13 protein-coding genes are annotated in these 16453 nt (G+C 45.6%); 8 read left to right on the top strand and 5 right to left on the bottom strand.

The features are described from left to right. Positions 1-24: 24 nt before the first annotated feature. A complete protein-coding gene (gene fabD, locus MUN53_RS07115; protein ID WP_022455857.1) occupies positions 25-906 on the bottom strand; it encodes an ACP S-malonyltransferase in 882 nt (293 codons plus the stop codon). Positions 907-1050: 144 nt separating this feature from the next. Here fabD and tatA point away from each other — a divergent pair, with 144 nt between their 5' ends. The 8 genes from tatA to MUN53_RS07075 all read left to right on the top strand — a co-directional run bounded on the left by tatA (position 1051) and on the right by MUN53_RS07075 (position 10338). Then, complete coding sequence (gene tatA, locus MUN53_RS07110; protein WP_243324313.1) at positions 1051-1251, top strand: twin-arginine translocase TatA/TatE family subunit; 201 nt, start codon at positions 1051-1053, stop codon at positions 1249-1251. A gap of 5 nt (positions 1252-1256) precedes the next feature. Then, positions 1257-2081, top strand: coding sequence for a twin-arginine translocase subunit TatC (gene tatC / locus MUN53_RS07105; RefSeq protein WP_243324311.1), 825 nt, complete (start codon positions 1257-1259; stop codon positions 2079-2081). A gap of 391 nt (positions 2082-2472) precedes the next feature. Beyond that, on the top strand, positions 2473-3057 hold the full coding sequence (locus MUN53_RS07100; RefSeq protein WP_243324308.1) for an HU family DNA-binding protein: 585 nt from the start codon (positions 2473-2475) through the stop codon (positions 3055-3057). Positions 3058-3112: 55 nt separating this feature from the next. Then, complete coding sequence (locus MUN53_RS07095) at positions 3113-5323, top strand: GH92 family glycosyl hydrolase (RefSeq protein WP_243324302.1); 2211 nt, start codon at positions 3113-3115, stop codon at positions 5321-5323. A gap of 27 nt (positions 5324-5350) precedes the next feature. Further along, entirely contained in the window at positions 5351-6325 is a 975-nt protein-coding gene (locus MUN53_RS07090; RefSeq protein ID WP_243324299.1) for a calcium/sodium antiporter, read from the top strand. Between the two features lie 10 nt (positions 6326-6335). Further along, entirely contained in the window at positions 6336-7229 is an 894-nt protein-coding gene (locus MUN53_RS07085) for a helix-turn-helix transcriptional regulator (protein ID WP_243324292.1), read from the top strand. A gap of 107 nt (positions 7230-7336) precedes the next feature. Then, positions 7337-9328, top strand: a complete 1992-nt coding sequence (locus MUN53_RS07080; protein ID WP_243324432.1) for a glucosamine-6-phosphate deaminase — start codon at positions 7337-7339, stop codon at positions 9326-9328. 104 nt (positions 9329-9432) lie between these two features. Next, on the top strand, positions 9433-10338 hold the full coding sequence (locus MUN53_RS07075; RefSeq protein ID WP_243324290.1) for a ThuA domain-containing protein: 906 nt from the start codon (positions 9433-9435) through the stop codon (positions 10336-10338). Between the two features lie 109 nt (positions 10339-10447). Here MUN53_RS07075 and yihA read toward each other — a convergent pair whose 3' ends face one another. The 4 genes from yihA to MUN53_RS07055 all read right to left on the bottom strand — a co-directional run bounded on the left by yihA (position 10448) and on the right by MUN53_RS07055 (position 16001). Continuing rightward, positions 10448-11071: a ribosome biogenesis GTP-binding protein YihA/YsxC gene (gene yihA, locus MUN53_RS07070; protein WP_243324288.1), complete on the bottom strand. Its 624-nt coding sequence runs from the start codon at positions 11069-11071 to the stop codon at positions 10448-10450. Positions 11072-11079: 8 nt separating this feature from the next. Beyond that, on the bottom strand, positions 11080-12531 hold the full coding sequence (locus tag MUN53_RS07065; RefSeq protein ID WP_243324281.1) for a sodium:solute symporter: 1452 nt from the start codon (positions 12529-12531) through the stop codon (positions 11080-11082). A gap of 2 nt (positions 12532-12533) precedes the next feature. After that, positions 12534-13844 (bottom strand): SpoIID/LytB domain-containing protein, encoded by a 1311-nt coding sequence (locus tag MUN53_RS07060; protein WP_243324279.1) that lies wholly within the window; start codon positions 13842-13844, stop codon positions 12534-12536. A gap of 153 nt (positions 13845-13997) precedes the next feature. Further along, complete coding sequence (locus MUN53_RS07055) at positions 13998-16001, bottom strand: OPT family oligopeptide transporter (protein ID WP_243324277.1); 2004 nt, start codon at positions 15999-16001, stop codon at positions 13998-14000. Positions 16002-16453: the final 452 nt, after the last annotated feature.

Here is a 16453-nt window from a genome sequence, read left to right as displayed (position 1 = left end):
GTAGGAAAGGATAATCTGCAAAGATTATTGTTTACCTTCCGTTGTAACTTCTTTGTTGATCTTCTTGATCAGACCCTGCAGTACAGCACCCGGACCTAATTCGATAAAGTGAGTAGCTCCATCAGCAATCATGTTCTGAACAGACTGAGTCCAGCGAACCGGAGCTGTCAGCTGAGCAATCAAATTAGCCTTGATGGTATCCGGACAAGTTTCACCTTTTGTACTTACGTTCTGATAAACCGGACAAGACGGAGCTTTGAATGAAGTAGCTTCGATGGCTGCAGCCAGTTCTGCGCGTGCCGGTTCCATTAACGGAGAATGGAAGGCTCCACCTACTTTCAGCTTCAAGGCGCGTTTAGCACCAGCAGCCAGCATCTTTTCGCAAGCAGCATCGATACCCGGAATTGTTCCTGAAATAACTAATTGTCCCGGGCAATTGTAATTGGCGCAAACTACTACTTCGTCTTGAATGCTTGCACAGATTTCTTCAACCTTTGCATCCGGCAAAGCCAATACAGCTGCCATTGTTGACGGTGTCTTTTCACAAGCTTTCTGCATTGCCATGGCTCGTTTTGAAACCAATACCAAACCATCTTCGAACGATAAAGCTCCGGCTGCAACCAATGCAGAGAATTCTCCTAAGGAATGACCTGCAGTCATATCCGGCTGGAACTCTTCGCCCAATGTTTTAGCCAGGATCACGGAGTGAAGGAAGATAGCAGGCTGAGTAACTTTCGTTTGTTTCAAATCTTCATCTGTACCTGCGAACATCAGATCCGTAATACGGAATCCCAGAATATCGTTCGCTTTTTCAAACATCTCTTTAGCAAGAGAATTGTTGTCGTACAGGTCTTTGCCCATACCTACAAACTGCGCGCCCTGACCGGGGAATACATACGCTTTCATGTTTCTTAATAATTTTCTAATTTTAGTTTTTTAAGACGGCACAAAGGTAATAAATTTCGAATAATGTGGGTATAATTCATTTCAAATAGTATCTTTGTGCCCGTTAAAGATTTATTAATAGATTATTTTTAATGTAATAATATCATGGACAATTTACTATTTATTGGAAATTTGGGAACAGGCGAAATCATTATTATCGCTTTAATTGTGCTTTTGTTGTTTGGTGGTAAGAAAATTCCTGAACTGATGAAAGGTCTGGGTAAGGGAGTGAAGAATTTTAAAGACGGCGTTAAGGGCTTAGAAGAAGATATCAAAGTTGACGATACGGAAAACAAAGGTAAGTAAGAAAGATGGAACAACAAGATGAAATGTCATTCTGGGATCACCTGGAAGAACTTCGTTGGACCTTATTTCGCATCATTGTAGCTCTATTTATCTTTGCTATTGCCGGTTTCTCGGTAATGCCGTGGTTGTTTGACAATGTGGTGACGGCTCCTTGTTATTCTGATTTTATTACGTACAGGGAAATGTGCAAGATCAGTTCGGTTCTTTCCGTTCTGCCTGATTTTTGCAATGATGATTTCCATGTGAATATTGTCAATATCAAGTTGGCGTCGCAGTTTTTTACCCACATGACGACTTCGTTCTGGCTGGCTCTTTTACTGACATTCCCGTATATGATGTACGAGATCTGGAAGTTTATCAGTCCGGCTTTGTATGAGAACGAAAAGAAAAACGTCCGCTGGGTATTTATGTGCGGTACAATCATGTTTTTCGTTGGTTGTGCTGTTGGTTACTTCCTGGTGTTTCCGATGACGCTTCGGTTTTTGGCTACTTATCAGTTGAGTGAAGCGATTGTCGAGCAAGTATCTTTGGATTCGTATATGGACAATTTCCTGATGCTTATTTTTGTGATGGGAATCGTCTTTGAGATGCCGCTCGTGTCGTGGCTTTTGTCGCAGGTTGGTGTGTTGAACCGCTCATTCTTCCACAAGTACCGCCGGCATGCCATTGTCGCTTTGTTGGTAGCTGCTGCCTTTATTACGCCAAGTAGTGATCCGTTTACGTTGGGTATCGTCTTTTTCCCGCTTTATGGGCTATATGAGTTGAGTGCATTCTTCGTAAAGAAAGCACCGAAAGAAGACGAGGAAGAAACGGCGCTCGAAACGGAATAAAAACAATAAAGTTCATTTATCTGAATAGAAAGATCGCTTCGGCAGATTGAATCTCTGTCGGGGCGATCTTTTTTTGTCGGTAACTTTCGTATAAATCTGTTGATCCTTATTGCTTTTCTCGTTACAAACTATATCTTTGCATACAGGATGTTATCTTTCCTCCGATCGAAGGAAAGGTGTCCTTCGGCCGGAGGAATAGTGTCCCCCGATCGGAGGAAACCCATCCTTCGACCGGAGGAATAGTGTCCCCCGATCGGAGGAAACCCATCCTTCGACCGGAGGAAGGATAAGGTCTCGTTGGTTTTAACATAAATCTCCGTTAGACAGGTATTAGTTTCCCGGGAGGAAACAGATAACGGTACGGAGGAATAAACAGAAAGGAAGGGGAATAATGACAGCAAATTACAAGTTGGTAAAGAATTTGACTGCCCGTAAATCGGACGGAAAGGTATTATATCATGCGCGTTTTGCTCCTGAAATGACGGCCCGTTCAGGTGAACTGATCGATCAGGTACGCGAGCGGACGGCTTTGTCGCCAGCCGATTTGAAGGCGGCTTTGCAAGTGTTGCAGGATCTGATTGTCGAGTCGTTGAATAACGGCCGGAATGTAGAGCTTGAAGGGATAGGAACTTTCAGCGCCGTTCTGACACATCGTCCGCTTGAAGACAAGAAAGTTCGGGCTGAATCCATTCGTTTTCGGGATGTTCATTTCCGGTCGTCGGGTAAGTTACGTGAACGTTTGCGTGCGATGTCGTTGAGGCGGGTGGACGAAGAGACACCTTCGGGACTGACAGATACAGAGCGGGAAGAACGTACCTTGGCTTATTTGCAGGAACATCCTCATATCACTGGAAAGGAATATGCTTCGCTCAACGAATGCGGACGCAACAAAGCCTCGGTCGATTTGCGCCGGATGGTTGAAGAAGGGAAGCTGCGCCGCGAACGTTTTGGCGGGATGTGGTTGTATTCCATCTGATTTTTCTATACATTTGCAAAGATGAAAACTATAAACAATTAATACATTCATAAGCATGAAACACAAATATGCTTTCTGGTTCGCCTTGCCGTTGTGCATGGGGTTGGCGTGTACACCTGCACCTCAAGAAAAGGTTGAGGAAGATTTGATCGGATATACGAATCCGATGATCGGTACAGACTTTACCGGAAATACCTATCCGGGAGCTCAGGTACCGTTTGGTATGGTGCAATTGAGCCCGGACAACGGATTGCCGGGTTGGGACCGTATCTCCGGTTATTACTATCCGGATTCGACAATTGCCGGATTTAGTCATACACACCTTTCAGGAACAGGTGCCGGTGACTTATATGATATTTCCTTTATGCCCGTCACGAATCCGTATAAGACGGGAGCAGAACCGTTGGGAATTTATTCTTCGTTCTCGCATAATGACGAGTCGGCTTCTGCCGGATATTACCGGGTATTACTGAAAGACTATAATATTAATGTAGAACTGACGGCAACAGAGCGCTGCGGTATCCAGCGTTATACCTTCCCCGAAGCAGAATCGTCTATCTTCTTGAATCTGAAGAAAGCGATGAACTGGGACTTTACTGCCGATTCGCATATCGAAGTAGTCGATTCGTGCACCATCCGCGGATATCGCCATTCATGGGGCTGGTCGCCGAAGCAATACATCTATTTCCAAACCCGTTTCTCCCGTCCGTTTGATGCCTTCCAGCTGGATACAACCGCCATCACGACGAAGGACAAAGGACGTATCGGTACGGCTGCCATTGCCCGTTTCGATTTCAAGACCAAGCAAAACGAAGAAATTCTGGTAACGACAGCACTGTCGGGTACCAGTATGGAAGCTGCGGCCCGCAACCTGGAAGCCGAAGCTCCGAAGGATGACTTTGATTTCTATATGAAGCAGGCTCAGGAGAATTGGACGAAAGAACTGGCGAAGATCGAGGTGACATCTGATGATGCCGATAAGAAAACGATTTTCTATACGGCGATGTATCATGCGATGCTGGCACCGACAATCTATTCGGATGTAGATGGTTCGTATTTTGGTCCGGACGGACAAGTACATCAGGCTGAAGGATGGACAAACTATTCGACTTTCTCTTTATGGGATACGTATCGTGCTTCTCATCCGTTGTTTACCTATCTCCAGCCGGAGCGGGTAAGCGATATGATTCAGTGTTTCCTTCATTTTTATGAGCAGAACGGAGCGCTTCCGTTGTGGAACCTGTATGGTTGGGAGACCGATATGATGATCGGTTATCATGCGGTTCCGGTAATTGTGGATGCTTATCTGAAAGGAATCGGCGACTTTGATCCGGTAAAAGCCCTCGAAGCTTGCGTAACAACAGCCAACCGGGATGATTATCGTTCGATTGGTTTCTATAAGGAAAAAGGTTATGTAGCATGTGATCATGAAAACTGGTCGATGTCGAAGACAATGGAATATGCCTACGATGATTATTGCATCGCCCGTATGGCAGAAGCGATGGGAGAGAAGGAGATTGCCGACGAGTTCTATCGCCGTTCACAAAACTATAGAAACGTATTCAATCCGGAGACTTCGTTCATGCAGCCGCGTGATTCGAAAGGAAACTTTATCCCGAACTATGATCCGGAAGCCTATATCGAAGATATTTGTGAAAGTAATGGATGGCAATACTATTGGTCGGTAGCCCATGATATCGATGGCCTGATTGAACTGACCGGAGGTGAAGCCCGCTTTGCCGAACGTCTGGACAGTATGTTCACGTATGAAACGGCCGACAAGAGCAAGCTGCCGATTTTCAGTACCGGAATGATTGGCCAGTATGCGCATGGCAACGAACCGGGTCATCATGTGATTTATTTATACAATCGGGTAAAGCAGCCTTGGAAGACGCAGCAATATGCAGCTCAGGTAATGCATACTTTATATAAGAATACGCCAGACGGTATTTGCGGTAACGAAGATTGCGGACAGATGTCATCGTGGTATGTATTCAGTGCCATGGGATTCTATCCAGTAGATCCGATAAGCGGACTATATGAAATCGGTTCGCCGATCTTCCCCGAAGTGAAGATGTATTTGGCAAACGGCAAGACCTTTGTTGTCCGGGCAGAGAATGTGAGTGATGAAAATATCTATATCCAGTCGGTTACTGTAAACGGACAGCCATACAACAAGAGTTATATCACCCACGAGATGATTATGCAGGGCGATACGATTCATTTTGTTATGGGCAACAAGCCGGGTCCCGTTTGGTATGAATAAGATAACGTATAGTTTAATATAAAATACATGTTAGATTTAATCTGTTTGATAGGAGGATTGGCGCTTATTCTGATAGGCGCCAATGCATTGACCGACGGCTCGGCAGCCGTGGCAAAGAAATTCCGGATTTCGGATTTGGTAATTGGTTTGACTATTGTGGCTTTCGGTACATCAGCCCCCGAATTGGTCATCAGTTTGTTGTCGTCCATCAAAGGCAGTGCGGAAATGGCTATCGGTAACGTAGTCGGAAGTAATATCTTCAATATCCTGATGATTATTGGTTGTACAGCTTTGGTCTTGCCTATGAAAGTAGGCGAGGGCACGATGAGTAAGGAAATACCGTTGGTTATTTTATCGTCGTTTGTCCTGGCTTTCTTTGCCAACGACATTTTATTAGACGGTGGGTCGGTGAACGTCATCAGTCGGATTGATGGTTTGGTATTGCTGGCCTTTTTCTTGATCTTCATGCGTTATACCTTTGCCATTGCCCGCAACGGATCGGATACTGAATCTGGTGAAGAACAGAAGATCAAAGAGATGCCGGGTTGGAAATCCGCTTTGTTTATCTTGGGTGGTCTGGCCGGACTGATTGGTGGCGGACAATTGTTTGTAGAAGGCGCCAGTGGGATTGCCCGTTCGTTAGGCGTCAGTGAGTCCATCATTGGTTTGACATTGGTTGCCGGTGGAACTTCTTTACCTGAATTGGCAACCTCTATCACGGCAGCCTTGAAGAAGAATTCAGGTATAGCCATTGGAAACGTAATTGGTAGTAATTTATTCAATATCTTCTTCGTGCTGGGTTGTAGTGCAAGCGTTTCTCCGTTGCCGATGGGGAATATCAATAATGTAGATGTAGCCGTATTGATTGGTTCCTCTCTGCTATTCTGGCTGGTTGGCTGGTTCTTCAAGAAACGGACCATCACTCGTATCGAAGGTGCTTTGCTGGTGGTTTGTTATGTGGCTTATACAGCTTATTTGATCTCTCAGCAGGCGAGTGTCTGAATGAATAGCCATGAAAAACAATCAGCCCATCAGGTTAGGTCTGGAAGAGATTAACCGCTTTCAGATAGATATGCGAAATAAGAACCGCATTCTGTTGCCGGAATTCGGCATACTGAATGCGGTCGATGAAGAGATCCGTACGCGGATGGTTCGTGGACTGCCGTACCGGTTAACGGAAGGGCGTATCGTCTTGCTCTTGAAAGGAGAAGGTATTATGCATGTCCGCTTACAGACTTTCCATGTAAAAGCGCCGGCTGTTGTTATCCTTTCGCCGGGCGTAATTGCGCAGATTGAGGATATATCCAAAGCCGAGCAAGTACGATTCTTGGTTTTCCAGAATGATTTTATCTGCGAGCCCAAGCCTTCCGATTTGCTGCAGAAGTATTTGAACGGAATGCTGAATGTATTTCTTCCCTTGAAAGAGGAAGAAGCACTTTGTGTGGAACAATATTATCAGACGATTTGGCAAACCTTGCAGACCAAAGGCTGGCAACGGGAGGTAATCCGTCACTTGGTATTTGGTTTGTTTCATTATTTGTCCTGCCTGTTGCAAGAACAGATGCTGTACGAAGAGAAACACCAGTCGCGGCAGGAGCAAGTATTCAATCAGTTCATCCAGTTGGTCAATCAATATGCCAGTCAGGAACGGAATGTGTCTTTCTATGCCGACAAGCTATGTCTTACTCCTCGGTATCTGAACAGTCTGATTCGGCAAGCCAGCAACCGGACGGTGATGGACTGGATTAACGAAGCCGTTATTATCGAGGCGAAAGTCTTACTGAAATACAGCAACAAATTGATTTATCAGATAGCTGATGAGCTGAATTTCCCCAATACCTCTTTCTTCTGCAAGTTCTTCAAACGGATGACCGGAATGACTCCGCTGGCCTATCAAAAGAGTTGAACCGTATGGATCCGCGTTGGATTTTTCCCGACAAAAGACAACAAATCCCGAAAATAATTTGTTCCTTTATAGAGTAAAATAAATAATACATCTTAAACAATAATATGATGAAAACAAATTTAAGTTCGCAAATTACGTTGACACGCATTCCTACCCGGTATTATCGTCCGGAAAATGCGTTTGAACATTCGGTGCTGACCCGTTTGGAAAAAGTGCCGACTACTATTTACGAATCGATGGAGGAAGGCTCGTTTGCCGTTGCCAAAGAGATAGCTGCCCAAATCCGGAAGAAACAAGAGGCTGGACAGAAGTTTGTACTGGCGTTGCCGGGTGGCCGCTCTCCGGAAAGTGTTTACAAGGAGCTGGTACGGATGCATAAAGAGGAACAGTTGAGTTTCCGTCATGTCATCGTTTTCGTTGAATATGAGTTTTATCCTTTGTCATCATCTACGAGCGGAGTTGTAAACCGTCTGAAAGCCGAGTTATTTGATCAGGTTGATATATTGCCGGAGAATATTTATTATCCCGATGGCCGTATGCCTAAAGATGCTATTCTGGAGTTCTGCGCCCAATATGAAGAGAAGATACAACAAGTCGGAGGGATCGACTGTATGTTGTTGGGAATAGGCTCAAATAGTAATATCATGTTTAACTCGGCTGGTACATTACAGAGTTCACGTACCCGGATGGTATTGCTGGAAGGAGCGTCTCGTAAAGAGGCTGCTGCTACGTTTGCTTCGACCGATAATGTTCCGGCTGGTATCATTACGATGGGAATCTCGACGATGCTGAAGGCTCGCAGTGTTATTCTAATGGCTTGGGGTGATGAAAAGGCTGCTATTATGAAGGAAACGATCGAAGGAAAGATCAGCGACGGTACTCCTTCTACTTATCTGCAGATTCATCAGAATGCGAAAGCGATTGTTGATCTGTCGGCTGCTTATAGCTTGACTCGTATCAGTCATCCTTGGTTAGTGACAAGCTGCGAATGGGATAATAAGTTGATTCGTCGTGCCATTGTCTGGTTATGCCAGAAAACCGGTAAGCCGATCCTGAAACTGACCAACAAGGATTACAGTGAAAACGGCTTGGGTGAATTATTGGCTTTGTATGGTTCTGCCTATAATGTAAATATTAAGATCTTCAACGATATTCAGCATACGATTACAGGTTGGCCGGGCGGAAAGCCGAATGCTGATGATACCGATCGTCCGGAACGGGCTACTCCATATCCGAAACGCGTATTGATCTTTAGTCCGCATCCCGATGATGATGTGATTTCGATGGGTGGAACCTTCCGTCGTTTGTGCGATCAGCATCATGATGTGCACATAGCTTACCAGACTTCAGGAAATATTGCCGTAGGTGATGAAGAAGTGGTTCGTTATTGTGAATATCTGCGTGATGTATGCAGCAAGTATTCTCCTTCAGATACAACAATCAAGGATAAAGCGGATGAGATTATCCGTTACCTGCGTTATGAAAAGGTGGAAAATGACGCAGCCGAACGTCCGGATGTCCTCTTTATGAAAGGAACGATCCGTCGGGAAGAAGCGCGCCATGCCTGCCGTTATACAGGTATCAAGGATGATAGCCATATTCACTTCCTCGACTTGCCGTTCTATGAGACTGGTTTGGTGAAGAAGAACCCGATCAGCGAAGCCGACAAGGATATTATCAAGAACCTGTTGGAAGAATTGAAGCCGGATCAGATCTTTGTAGCTGGTGATTTGGCAGACCCGCATGGTACGCACAAGGTTTGTCTGGATGCAATCTTGGCTGCTGTCGATGAAATCAAGGACGAAGACTGGCTGAAAGCTTGTCGTATCTGGATGTATCGCGGAGCTTGGGCTGAATGGGAAATGGACCACATCGAGATGGCCGTTCCTATTTCTCCGGAAGAGTTGCGTCACAAACGGAATGCGATCCTGAAACATCAGTCGCAGGCTGAAAGCGCTCCTTATCTGGGCGACGACGAACGTCTGTTCTGGCAGCGTGCAGAAGACCGCAACCGGGCAACGGCTGATTTGTATCGGCAGTTAGGCTTGGCTTCTTATGAAGCGATGGAAGCCTTTGTACAGTATATTCCTTTACGCTAATAATAAGTAGTGTGTTAATTTTAGGCACGGATTTCACGGATATAGAAGGATAATCGAATCTGTGAAATCCGTGTAATCTGTGCCTATAAAATCTTTATAATATCATGAAACAGTTCAAGAAAATAGGGCTTCTCCTGGCGGCCTTTATGCTGGGAATCTTTTCTGTCTGGGCTCAGAAACCTATCAAGACGTTGGTCGTAACCGGACAAAACAACCACAACTGGCCGGTTAGCCACATTGCCATCCAGAAGATTCTGGAAAACTCCGGCTTATTTCAAGTTGACTTGGCTATTTCTCCTCAGAAAGGAGAAGATATGTCGGCTTTTACACCCGACTTCTCAGCCTATCAATTGGTAGTACTCGATTATAACGGTGATCCGTGGCCTGAAAAGACCAATCAAGCATTTGTAGAATATGTCAAGAAAGGCGGAGGCGTGGTGATTTATCATGCTGCCAACAATTCTTTCCCCAACTGGAAAGAGTATAATGAGATTTGCGCATTAGGTGGTTGGGAAGGACGAGATGAAAAGTCGGGCCCGTATGCCTATTGGGAAAACAATCAGCTGAAGAAAGACATGACGGCAGGTCCGGGCGGTTCACACGGCTCGCAGCGTGAATATGTATTGACGACACGTAGCCAAGGACATCCGGTTCTGAAAGGTTTACCCGAACAATGGATGCATGCGCAAGACGAACTCTATGACCGGATGCGTGGTCCTGCCAATATCGGCACATTGATGTACACCGCTTTTGCCCTGAAAGATAAAGGTGGTTCAGGTCGCGAAGAACCGCTGGTCTTTACAGTTGATTATGGGAAAGCCCGGATTTTCCACCTGATGTTAGGACATGCCGGCGAAACGTTGGAAAACAATCCCGCCATGCAGTGTACCGGATTTCAGGTCTTGTTACTGCGCGGTTCTGAATGGGCGGCAACCGGAAAGGTAACCCAAAAAGTTCCCGCCGATTTCCCGACAGCCACCAAGATTTCTTATCGGAAAGATTATAAGTAAATAAAAATGGACAGTTACCGAAAGGCCGCTGTCCATTTTTTCTTATTTCTATTACTCATTTGAAAGCTATTCGTTGGGAATATGCTTTCCAATGATAGGTAAGCTTGGTTTAGTTTTCCATCGCCAGTCGTTCATCCCGCAGTTGGCGATTGATGGATTGGATGTAATCCAGAATCTCTTCCCGTCCGTCTTTGGTTTCAGAGGATGATAATAGGATAGGAGGCAATTCTTCCCAGGTTTCCAAGAGGCGCTCTTTGTATTTGTTCAGGTTTTCTGTCAGTCTGCCCCGACTGATCTTGTCAATCTTAGTGAAGATGATCGCAAACGGAACTTCATTCTCTCCCAGCCATTCCATAAACTCCAAGTCTATTTTCTGAGGCTCGTGGCGACAGTCCAGTAAGACAAACAGGCAGGTCAGCTGTGGACGTTGCAAGACATAGCTTTCGATGATGCGGCGGATATTCTCGCGTCCTTCTTTTCCCCGTTGGGCAAATCCGTATCCAGGAAGGTCAACCAGAAACCATTCCTTATTGATGAGGAAATGATTGATCAAAAGCGTTTTCCCCGGTTTCTGGGAAGTCATGGCCAAACCTTTACGGGCTGTCAGCATGTTGATAAGGGATGATTTTCCCACATTACTTCGTCCGATAAACGCATATTCCGGCCGTGTTCCTTCCGGACATTTCCTAACGTCGGTGTTACTGATTACAAATTCTGCGCTTTTTATTTCCATGTTTTATATTATTTCGTTTGATGTTTATAGGATAACAGCCAAAGTCCCGTAAAGGTTATAAGGCCGTTCAGCATGAGCATCTCGTATCCGAATGTATATCCGATGTATTTCTCTACCAGATAGCTGGTGGAAAAGCAGATCAACGGAGAGGCGATGCAAATATACGGAACAAATTTGTCTCTTGGATGCTTTTGGGTGAAAAGTCCGAAAACAAACAGACCTAACAACGGACCGTATGTGTATGAGGCGATCATGTAAATGGCATCAATAATACTTCGGTCGTTCACTTCCCGGATGATGATAATGATCAGGGCGAACAGGATGGAGATCAGCAAATGAACTTTCAGTCGTGTTCTTTTGGCTTGTCTGGGTTCTTGGTGGGTAACACCCAGAATATCGACACAGAAAGAAGTTGTCAAAGCCGTCAGAGCCGAGTCGGCACTGCTGAAAGCGGCTGCAATAATACCGATGGTAAAAAAGATCAGGATACTGCTACCCAAGATACCTGATGTGCAAAACATGGGTAAAATATCATCGCTCATCGCGGGTAAGGCAATCTGTTCTTTCTCGGCCAGGATTAACAATAAGACACCTAGGGAAAGGAAAAGGAAGTTGACCGGCGTGAAAGCGAAGCCGTATGTGTACATATTCTTCTGAGCATCTTTCAGACTTTTGCAGGAGAGATTCTTCTGCATCATATCCTGATCGAGACCGGTCATTACAATGGTAATGAAGATACCGCTGAAGAACTGCTTGGCAAAATGCTGGGTGCTATGCCAGTCGGAGAACTCGAAGATCCGGAAGTGCGAATCTTTACCGATGGCATCTACCATACCAGCCATGTCAAGTCCCAGTTTGTCCTTGACTTGCCAGATAATAACCACCAACATGGCCACCAGACAGATGGCTTGAATCGTATCGGTCCAGATAATCGTCTTGATACCGCTTCGGAATGTGTATAACCATACCAGAAAGATACTGATGACAACCGTTATGCCGAATGGAATATTCCAGGTACTGAATACGTAATGCTGCAAGATCAGTACGACCAGATAAAGCCGGGCGGCTGCTCCGACCATCTTGGAGAGAAGGAAAAAGGAAGCTCCCGTCTTGTAACTGTATCGTCCGATCCGTTCTTCTAGGTAGGAATAGATAGACGTCAGTTGCAGCTTATAATATAATGGTAAGAGAACTTGTGCGATGAGGATGTAACCGACAAAGAATCCCAATACGGTCTGCATGTACGTCATATCAATGCCACGTACCATGCCCGGTACGGAAACGAAGGTTACACCCGAAAGCGACGTACCTACCATCCCGATGGAAACGATATACCAAGGCGACTTTCGGTTCCCCAGGAAAAAGGCTTCATTACTGCTGTTCCGTCCGGTCAGCCAGGCAATGAATAGCAGCAGCCCGAAATAGAGGGCGATAATCAGAAGTATCAGGTAGCTGTTCATCTTTAATAGCGTTTGTCCAGAATGGATCCAGGAAAGTAATGGGTTAATATCTGCCGGTAATCATATCCTTGCGTACTCATCACGGCTGCCCCGATTTGGCAGAGACCGACTCCATGTCCCCAGCCGGCTCCCTTCAATACAAAGCGAACCGGAATTTGCGGATCTTCTTCAAAGAACCGGTCAACGACGAAAGCTGAACTGTACAGATGGGATTCGGATAGGATCCGGCGTATTTCCAATTCCTTTCCGATGATGTAAGAACGTTCTGAGCCGACGATCTTCAATTCTTCTATCCGACCGGACTTCCCGCGCTTCAGGGGAAGCAAGTCGATGATCTTTCCGAAAGGAATACCGCTTTTCCGGTAAATCAGTTCGCTGAGTTCCTCCTGTGAATAACTGACTTCCCAACGGTAAAAGTTCGTGGACTGATCGTATTGGTTGAGAATTATTGAGAGCAGATCCGTGTCGCTTGTCTGACAAAAGGCTGGAGGACAAGAACGGATCCATTTCTCGGCTTCTGCTTCTTGTGTTAAGTCTGGAACAGGTTCGGTATTGGGACAGTCGGTTACACTCGACAAGTAAGGATGATGAACCGGTTCCCAACAATGTTCAAACTCTTCGGTAACGCCACCGCAGCATTTTGAGAAGCGAGTGTCGCAGATTTCTCCTTCGTAAGTAAGTACTTCTCCCCTCGTCGCTTTGATGATGGCTTGAATATACGGATTCTTGGCCGCACGTGTCATACCTTGGTAACGCTGGCAATGATCGTCGGCGCAGACATCAAATAAGGTATGGTCTTCGCGGTCGTACCAACGGATCAGTTTCTCATTGTCCCGGAAACAACTCTGCGGATGTTCCGTCTGTTTACGCTTCTTTTCGATCTGTGCCAATACCCAGCTTCGGGAAATAACGGCATGGGCTTTCAGAAATTCTCTTGGAGAACGGGCATTCATCTCAGAAGCAATCACGCACGTCAGATATTGTTCAAGGTCTATATGGTTGATTGCTACCAGACCTTCTTTCGAGGGAGTAATTTCGAGTGCTCCCTGGAAGCGTTGGTCTTCCTGCTGTTGCCAGTGAAAATCTACACCGATGGTTACGGCCTGCAAGTCGAATGTAGCATCCGGCGAAGTAGGCTCGAAGAAAAGCTGGTTATACATTTTCCCGTTGAAGACGATTTTCCCGTCGATAAGTATCGCCCGTTGTTCGCCTTTCAGAAAAGCTCCATCTTCTACCATGACGTATTCCTGATTGAAGGTAAACGTAATGGCTTTGCGGGTCAAAATGCCTACATAAATAATTGGTGCTCGCATGATTTGTGTGTTATTCCTTTCTTTTATTGGTGTTTGATTGTATTCCTTTCGTGTGAAGGGAAATGTTCCCTCCGTTCTAAGGGAGATCTTCCCTCAACAGTAAGGGAAAGTCTCCCTTACTGCTAAGGGTAATCGTCCCTTCGAGCGAAGGGATTATGAATTGGTTTCTTTCTTAGCCCGCAATGAACTGTAGGTCAGATAAGCCATCAAGGCCAAATACATGAAGATGGCCAAGACTTCGGCTCCCTTGCTTCCGGCCCAATCAGCTTGATATAAATCGACTCCGGCAAAACGAAGAGCTGCGCTGACAACACCCATCAAGGCTCCACCGGCAATGAATCCGGATGAAAGCAACGTACCTTTTTCCAGGCGGGCATTGTTCAATGCCTGGTCTTTACTCCGGCTTCCAACGTACCAGTTAATAGCACCGCCGATCAACAACGGTGTATTCAGTTCCAACGGGATAAACATACCCAAGGCAAATGCCAGTGCCGGAACACCCATGAAGTTAAGCACAATAGCCAGTACGGCACCGATACCGTAAAGAGCCCAAGGAGCACCGGCTCCACTCATCAATGGTTCGATTACGGCTGCCATGGCATTGGCTTGCGGAGCTGCCAACTGTCCGCTGGTAAATCCGTAAGTCTGATTCAGGATCAGGATAACTCCGCCGACAGTAGCTGCCGAAACCAGCGTTCCCAGGAATTTCCAAGTCTCTTGTTTTGCCGGTGTAGTACCCAGCCAATATCCGATCTTCAGGTCGGTAATGAAACCTCCGGCCATAGACAAAGCTGTACAAACAACGCCTCCGATAATCAGGGCTGAAACCATTCCGGCTGTTCCTTTCAATCCGCAAGCAACCAAGATGATGGAAGCCAGAATCAGGGTCATTAATGTCATTCCGGATACCGGGTTCGTACCGACAATCGCAATCGCATTGGCTGCTACCGTAGTAAACAGGAAGGCGATGACGGCTACCAATAGAAGTCCGATGAAGGCATAGAAAGGATTATCCAGCAAACCAAACTGAAAGAAGAAGGCTGTTACGATCAACGTTCCGACAACTCCCATAGAAATGATCTTCATCGGGATATCCCGTTGCGTACGAGGTAAACGTTCCATATTGGCTTCTCCTTTATTATTCATTTCCTTAACGGCCAATCCTACGGCTCCTTTAATGATTCCCCACGATTTGATGATTCCGATCACACCGGCTGTGGCAATACCACCGATACCGATGTGGCGGGCGTAGGTGGTAAAGATTTCTTCAGCACTCATACTTCCTACCGTTGCGGTGATGGCGTCATTTCCTAAAGTCAGAACGTCGGTACTGAAGACTGCCGACATCACCGGGATGATGATGAGCCAAACCAGGAAGGAACCGGCACATATAATTAAAGAATATTTGAGTCCGATGATGTAACCCAATCCCAATACGGCTGCACCGGTATTAACCTTCATTACCAGTTTTACCTTTTCTGCCAAGGTTGCTCCGGCACTGACTATCGTTGTACTGACAGTTTCGCTCCATCCGCCGAAAGTAGCAACGATGAAGTCGTATAAACCACCGATCAGTCCGGCAAAGATCAACGGCTTAGCCTGGTTACCGCCTTTTTCACCCGAAACTAACACCTGCGTGGTAGCTGTTGCTTCCGGGAAAGGATATTTTCCGTGCATGGTCGAAACGAAATACTTGCGGAAAGGGATCAATAACAAAATACCTAAAATACCACCAAGCAACGAACTCATGAATACTTCGAAGAAGTTGACCGTGATTTCCGGATATTTGTCTTGAAGAATGTAAAGAGCCGGAAGCGTAAAAATGGCTCCTGCCACGATAACACCACTGCTGGCTCCGATAGATTGGATGATGACATTCTCGCCCAAAGCATTCTTCCGCTTGAATCCGCTGGAAAGTCCGACGGCAATGATGGCAATCGGAATGGCAGCTTCGAATACCTGTCCGACTTTCAATCCTAAAAAGGCTGCGGCGGCACTGAATACGACAGCCATAACCAATCCCCAACCAACCGACCAAGGCGTTACTTCCCGATAGGTTTTATCCGGACGCATCATGGGTTGGTATTCTTCTCCTTCTTTAAGTTCGCGGTACGCATTTTCGGGCAAACCGCTCATCTGATCTTTCTTTTCTTCCATTTTATCCTGTTTTTTTACGATTAATCGTTACATTTTGCTTTTCAATCAACACAAAAATAGGCTTTATTTTTCAAATGGCAAATTAAGATGGCCAGTTTATCCGGCAGATGAATCGGGCATAAACAACTTAAAAACTCATAAACTCAGTAATCAAAACGGAACGCAGACGCCGAAACTTAAATTTTTTACTACATTTGTTGCCTGAAAAATAGAACAGTTTTCTAGTCTCTGAGTTTTTTCTCGGCTTATGGTTCTTGTTTATGGTGAGGAATAAGCCTTTTGATTTAAAAGTAAAAGGACTTGAGAGCATAATGAATTTGCAGACACAATATTATATATAGAACCCGTTGGCGGAATTAAATTAGCGCATATTTAACTTTGCCAATGGGTTTGTTGTTTTTATAGTTGATGTATTGTAGGATTGTAAGTGCGCTAATCTTCCCTATAATTCG

Origin of the sequence: Parabacteroides faecalis (genome assembly GCF_022809355.1) — a bacterium.
GTDB lineage: Bacteria > Bacteroidota > Bacteroidia > Bacteroidales > Tannerellaceae > Parabacteroides > Parabacteroides faecalis.
This window is presented reverse-complemented; position numbering and strand designations above follow the sequence as displayed.

What these genes read in the sequence shown, in the direction of transcription:
- MUN53_RS07060 (WP_243324279.1), bottom strand. Translation starts at nt 13,844, where the DNA reads ATGCGAGCACCAATTATTTATGTAGGCATTTTGACCCGCAAAGCCATT.
- tatC (WP_243324311.1), top strand. Translation starts at nt 1,257, where the DNA reads ATGGAACAACAAGATGAAATGTCATTCTGGGATCACCTGGAAGAACTT.
- MUN53_RS07095 (WP_243324302.1), top strand. Translation starts at nt 3,113, where the DNA reads ATGAAACACAAATATGCTTTCTGGTTCGCCTTGCCGTTGTGCATGGGG.
- MUN53_RS07090 (WP_243324299.1), top strand. Translation starts at nt 5,351, where the DNA reads ATGTTAGATTTAATCTGTTTGATAGGAGGATTGGCGCTTATTCTGATA.
- MUN53_RS07055 (WP_243324277.1), bottom strand. Translation starts at nt 16,001, where the DNA reads ATGGAAGAAAAGAAAGATCAGATGAGCGGTTTGCCCGAAAATGCGTAC.
- MUN53_RS07085 (WP_243324292.1), top strand. Translation starts at nt 6,336, where the DNA reads ATGAAAAACAATCAGCCCATCAGGTTAGGTCTGGAAGAGATTAACCGC.
- MUN53_RS07075 (WP_243324290.1), top strand. Translation starts at nt 9,433, where the DNA reads ATGAAACAGTTCAAGAAAATAGGGCTTCTCCTGGCGGCCTTTATGCTG.
- MUN53_RS07100 (WP_243324308.1), top strand. Translation starts at nt 2,473, where the DNA reads ATGACAGCAAATTACAAGTTGGTAAAGAATTTGACTGCCCGTAAATCG.
- MUN53_RS07065 (WP_243324281.1), bottom strand. Translation starts at nt 12,531, where the DNA reads ATGAACAGCTACCTGATACTTCTGATTATCGCCCTCTATTTCGGGCTG.
- MUN53_RS07080 (WP_243324432.1), top strand. Translation starts at nt 7,337, where the DNA reads ATGAAAACAAATTTAAGTTCGCAAATTACGTTGACACGCATTCCTACC.
- fabD (WP_022455857.1), bottom strand. Translation starts at nt 906, where the DNA reads ATGAAAGCGTATGTATTCCCCGGTCAGGGCGCGCAGTTTGTAGGTATG.
- tatA (WP_243324313.1), top strand. Translation starts at nt 1,051, where the DNA reads ATGGACAATTTACTATTTATTGGAAATTTGGGAACAGGCGAAATCATT.
- yihA (WP_243324288.1), bottom strand. Translation starts at nt 11,071, where the DNA reads ATGGAAATAAAAAGCGCAGAATTTGTAATCAGTAACACCGACGTTAGG.